Source organism: Ralstonia sp. SET104, assembly GCF_003851545.1.
GTDB lineage: Bacteria > Pseudomonadota > Gammaproteobacteria > Burkholderiales > Burkholderiaceae > Ralstonia.
Map to the genome: position 1 here is coordinate 1 of NZ_BHVX01000036.1, position 5,611 is coordinate 5,611.

The 5,611-nt window shown below is 52.8% G+C and carries 1 protein-coding gene, 2 tRNA genes and 3 rRNA genes; 1 reads left to right on the top strand and 5 read right to left on the bottom strand.

Annotated elements, in window-relative coordinates:
* Window positions 1–99 precede the first annotated feature (99 nt).
* From rrf to PSUB009319_RS22675, 5 genes are all read right to left on the bottom strand, one after another.
* Window positions 100–212: ribosomal RNA gene (rrf, locus tag PSUB009319_RS22655) — 5S ribosomal RNA — on the bottom strand.
* A gap of 115 nt (window positions 213–327) precedes the next feature.
* Window positions 328–3,206 (bottom strand): 23S ribosomal RNA (locus PSUB009319_RS22660).
* A gap of 272 nt (window positions 3,207–3,478) precedes the next feature.
* Window positions 3,479–3,554: transfer RNA gene (locus PSUB009319_RS22665), tRNA-Ala, on the bottom strand.
* A gap of 36 nt (window positions 3,555–3,590) precedes the next feature.
* Window positions 3,591–3,667: transfer RNA gene (locus tag PSUB009319_RS22670), tRNA-Ile, on the bottom strand.
* Between the two features lie 60 nt (window positions 3,668–3,727).
* Window positions 3,728–5,265 (bottom strand): 16S ribosomal RNA (locus PSUB009319_RS22675).
* The 16S, 23S and 5S rRNA genes sit together here with 2 tRNA genes alongside, the layout of an rRNA operon.
* 162 nt (window positions 5,266–5,427) lie before the next feature.
* Here PSUB009319_RS22675 and PSUB009319_RS23050 point away from each other — a divergent pair.
* Window positions 5,428–5,611: hypothetical protein (locus tag PSUB009319_RS23050; RefSeq protein ID WP_221620985.1), on the top strand; the 184-nt coding region annotated here is incomplete at its 3' end.

The following is a 5,611-nucleotide window of genomic DNA, read 5'->3' on the forward strand; positions in this document are numbered from 1 at the left end:
GCGCCGGCGATCCGTGACTGGTTGGTACAGTGCTGTGGGGTGAGGAGCAGTAAAGCAAACACCCCAGCTCTGTTGGGAGCTGGGGTGTTTAGAGGGAGAGCCTGGCGATGACCTACTTTCACACGGGAATCCGCACTATCATCGGCGCGGAGTCGTTTCACGGTCCTGTTCGGGATGGGAAGGGGTGGTACCGACTCGCTATGGTCACCAGGCTATGACTTGTTGCGAGGTTGACTGAGAGTCAACGACGCCAATATGGGGATGTAGTATGGGTTGTGCGTTTTGTATCAGGCACAAGGCAGACCCAGCCGGAAACATACCGGTTATAGGATCAAGCCGCACGGGCAATTAGTACTGGTTAGCTGAACGCATTACTGCGCTTCCACACCCAGCCTATCAACGTCCTGGTCTCGAACGACCCTTCAGGGAGATCAAGTCTCCAGGGAATCCTCATCTTCAGGCAAGTTTCCCGCTTAGATGCTTTCAGCGGTTATCTCTTCCGTACATAGCTACCCTGCGATGCCTCTGGCGAGACAACAGGTACACCAGCGGTACGTCCACTCCGGTCCTCTCGTACTAGGAGCAGCCCCCGTCAAGATTCCAACGCCCACGGCAGATAGGGACCAAACTGTCTCACGACGTTTTAAACCCAGCTCACGTACCTCTTTAAATGGCGAACAGCCATACCCTTGGGACCGGCTACAGCCCCAGGATGAGATGAGCCGACATCGAGGTGCCAAACACCGCCGTCGATATGAACTCTTGGGCGGTATCAGCCTGTTATCCCCAGAGTACCTTTTATCCGTTGAGCGATGGCCCTTCCATACAGAACCACCGGATCACTATGTCCTGCTTTCGCACCTGCTCGACTTGTCGGTCTCGCAGTTAAGCACGCTTTTGCCATTGCACTTTAGGTACGATGTCCGACCGTACCAAGCGTACCTTCGAACTCCTCCGTTACACTTTGGGAGGAGACCGCCCCAGTCAAACTGCCTACCATGCACTGTCCCCGACCCGGATTCACGGGCCAAGGTTAGAACCTCAAACAAACCAGGGTGGTATTTCAAGGTCGGCTCCACCGAAACTAGCGTCCCGGTTTCAAAGCCTCCCACCTATCCTACACAGATCGGTTCAAAGTCCAATGCAAAGCTACAGTAAAGGTTCATGGGGTCTTTCCGTCTAGCCGCGGGGAGATTGCATCATCACAAACACTTCAACTTCGCTGAGTCTCGGGAGGAGACAGTGTGGCCATCGTTACGCCATTCGTGCAGGTCGGAACTTACCCGACAAGGAATTTCGCTACCTTAGGACCGTTATAGTTACGGCCGCCGTTTACCGGGACTTCAATCAAGAGCTTGCACCCCATCATTTAATCTTCCGGCACCGGGCAGGCGTCACACCCTATACGTCCACTTTCGTGTTTGCAGAGTGCTGTGTTTTTATTAAACAGTCGCAGCCACCATTTTATTGCAACCCCTTCGTCCTTCTGGCGCGAGCCAGTCAAACTACAAGGGCGTACCTTATCCCGAAGTTACGGTACCAATTTGCCGAGTTCCTTCTCCCGAGTTCTCTCAAGCGCCTTAGAATACTCATCTCGCCCACCTGTGTCGGTTTGCGGTACGGTCTCGTATGACTGAAGCTTAGAGGCTTTTCTTGGAACCACTTCCAATTGCTTCGCGACCTAAAGTCGCTCGCCCCACACCCTTGAATCACGCACCCGGATTTGCCTAAGTGCCATCTCCAATGCAGGGACCGGGACATCCAACACCCGGACAACCTTCCGCGATCCGTCCCCCCATCGCATCATACGACGGTGCAGGAATATTAACCTGCTTCCCATCAGCTACGCATCTCTGCCTCGCCTTAGGGGCCGACTCACCCTACGCCGATGAACGTTGCGTAGGAAACCTTGGGCTTACGGCGAGGGGGCCTTTCACCCCCTTTATCGCTACTCATGTCAGCATTCGCACTTCTGATACCTCCAGCATCCTTTACAAGACACCTTCACAGGCTTACAGAACGCTCTCCTACCATGCACTTACGTGCATCCGCAGCTTCGGTATATTGCTTAGCCCCGTTACATCTTCCGCGCAGGACGACTCGATCAGTGAGCTATTACGCTTTCTTTAAAGGGTGGCTGCTTCTAAGCCAACCTCCTGACTGTTTTAGCCTTCCCACTTCGTTTCCCACTTAGCAATATTTAGGGACCTTAGCTGGCGGTCTGGGTTGTTTCCCTCTTGACACCGGACGTTAGCACCCGATGTCTGTCTCCCGTGATTGCACTCTTCGGTATTCGGAGTTTGCTATGGCGGGGTAATCAGCAATAGACCCCCCAACCATGACAGTGCTCTACCCCCGAAGGTGAGACACGAGGCACTACCTAAATAGTTTTCGGAGAGAACCAGCTATTTCCAAGTTTGTTTAGCCTTTCACCCCTATCCACAGCTCATCCCCTAACTTTTCAACGTTAGTGGGTTCGGTCCTCCAGTACGTGTTACCGCACCTTCAACCTGGCCATGGATAGATCACTTGGTTTCGGGTCTACACCCAGCGACTGAACGCCCTATTCGGACTCGCTTTCGCTACGCCTTCCCTAATCGGTTAAGCTTGCCACTGAATGTAAGTCGCTGACCCATTATACAAAAGGTACGCCGTCACCCGTTTCCAGGCTCCGACTGTTTGTATGCATGCGGTTTCAGGATCTATTTCACTCCCCTCCCGGGGTTCTTTTCGCCTTTCCCTCACGGTACTGGTTCACTATCGGTCGATTACGAGTATTTAGCCTTGGAGGATGGTCCCCCCATCTTCAGACAGGATTTCACGTGTCCCGCCCTACTTGTCGTACACCTAGTTCCACAATACTGTTTTCGCATACGGGGCTATCACCCACTATGGCCGGACTTTCCATTCCGCTTTGCTAACAATACTGCTAAAGAGTACAAGGCTGATCCCATTTCGCTCGCCACTACTTTGGGAATCTCGGTTGATTTCTGTTCCTGCAGCTACTTAGATGTTTCAGTTCACTGCGTTCGCTTCTGTTACCTATGTATTCAGTAACAGATGACCCATTCGGGCCGGGTTTCCCCATTCGGATATCTGCGGATCAATGCTCGTTTGCCAGCTCCCCGCAGCTTTTCGCAGGCTACTACGTCCTTCATCGCCTGTAATCGCCAAGGCATCCACCACATGCACTTATTCGCTTGACCCTATAACGAGTATGTCTCGCTATAGGCTGAGTTCTCGCGTTGTGCCGTATTCCAAGACAATCTTTCGATTGCTCTGGTAATACTGGTTGATACAATCACAACCCAGTGTCGCGCTTTTCATGTGCGCCTCATCAACGCACCGCGACACCTTTACTACATTCCATATTGTTAAAGAACAGCCGAACTTTTACGCTCGTCTTGGCTAGGCCAAACGCAAATACCGCACCCATCGACTCCGCGTCGATACTTGCGTTTGGCAACCAACAGGTAATTGGTGGAGGATGACGGGATCGAACCGACGACCCCCTGCTTGCAAAGCAGGTGCTCTCCCAGCTGAGCTAATCCCCCAGTCACGGCAGAGTACAACTTCCACCGTCCGTAACTTGGTGGGTCTGGTAGGACTTGAACCTACGACCCCCGCCTTATCAAGACGGTGCTCTAACCACCTGAGCTACAGACCCTTGGCTGTAACATCAAACAAACCGATAAGTGTGGACGCCTAACGTCGGATGCACGCTCTTAAAGGAGGTGATCCAGCCGCACCTTCCGATACGGCTACCTTGTTACGACTTCACCCCAGTCATGAACCCTACCGTGGTAATCGCCCTCCTTGCGGTTAGGCTAACTACTTCTGGTAAAGCCCACTCCCATGGTGTGACGGGCGGTGTGTACAAGACCCGGGAACGTATTCACCGCGGCATGCTGATCCGCGATTACTAGCGATTCCAGCTTCACGTAGTCGAGTTGCAGACTACGATCCGGACTACGATGCATTTTCTGGGATTAGCTCCACCTCGCGGCTTGGCAACCCTCTGTATGCACCATTGTATGACGTGTGAAGCCCTACCCATAAGGGCCATGAGGACTTGACGTCATCCCCACCTTCCTCCGGTTTGTCACCGGCAGTCTCTCTAGAGTGCCCTTTCGTAGCAACTAGAGACAAGGGTTGCGCTCGTTGCGGGACTTAACCCAACATCTCACGACACGAGCTGACGACAGCCATGCAGCACCTGTGTCCACTTTCTCTTTCGAGCACCTAATGCATCTCTGCTTCGTTAGTGGCATGTCAAGGGTAGGTAAGGTTTTTCGCGTTGCATCGAATTAATCCACATCATCCACCGCTTGTGCGGGTCCCCGTCAATTCCTTTGAGTTTTAATCTTGCGACCGTACTCCCCAGGCGGTCAACTTCACGCGTTAGCTACGTTACTAAGGAAATGAATCCCCAACAACTAGTTGACATCGTTTAGGGCGTGGACTACCAGGGTATCTAATCCTGTTTGCTCCCCACGCTTTCGTGCATGAGCGTCAGTGTTATCCCAGGGGGCTGCCTTCGCCATCGGTATTCCTCCACATCTCTACGCATTTCACTGCTACACGTGGAATTCTACCCCCCTCTGACACACTCTAGCCGTGCAGTCACCAATGCAATTCCCAAGTTAAGCTCGGGGATTTCACATCGGTCTTGCACAACCGCCTGCGCACGCTTTACGCCCAGTAATTCCGATTAACGCTTGGACCCTACGTATTACCGCGGCTGCTGGCACGTAGTTAGCCGGTCCTTATTCTTCCGGTACCGTCATCGACCCCAGGTATTAACCAGAGCCATTTCTTTCCGGACAAAAGTGCTTTACAACCCGAAGGCCTTCTTCACACACGCGGCATTGCTGGATCAGGCTTTCGCCCATTGTCCAAAATTCCCCACTGCTGCCTCCCGTAGGAGTCTGGGCCGTGTCTCAGTCCCAGTGTGGCTGATCGTCCTCTCAGACCAGCTACTGATCGTCGCCTTGGTGGGCCTTTACCCCACCAACTAGCTAATCAGACATCGGCCGCTCCTATAGCATGAGGCCTTGCGGTCCCCCACTTTCACCCTCAGGTCGTATGCGGTATTAGCTAATCTTTCGACTAGTTATCCCCCACTACAGGGCACGTTCCGATGTATTACTCACCCGTTCGCCACTCGCCGGCAGGAAAGCAAGCTTTCCCCCGCTGCCGTTCGACTTGCATGTGTAAGGCATGCCGCCAGCGTTCAATCTGAGCCAGGATCAAACTCTTCAGTTCAATCTGCTGTTTTCGCTCTTTACGAGCGGTCGCTCACTCTCAGAATCTGACTTGAACTTTCGTTCAAACCTTACTTCTGTGCGAGCACTTCATTACTTGTTAGCTAACGGACCGAAATCCGTCGCATCCAGTATTAAGCGCCCACACTTATCGGCTGTTTGCTTGTTAAAGAACTTCGCGATCAACTTTGTTTATCGCGCCGCTGCGTTTGCTGCAGCAGAGAAACGAGATTATGCAGAGCTTTTTCGTCGCTGTCAACAACTCGTCGAAGAATTTTTATCCGTCAACTCGCTGCCAACCACCTCGCAACCCCCAGCCGATCACCAACCACCCAATCGCCCGGAAA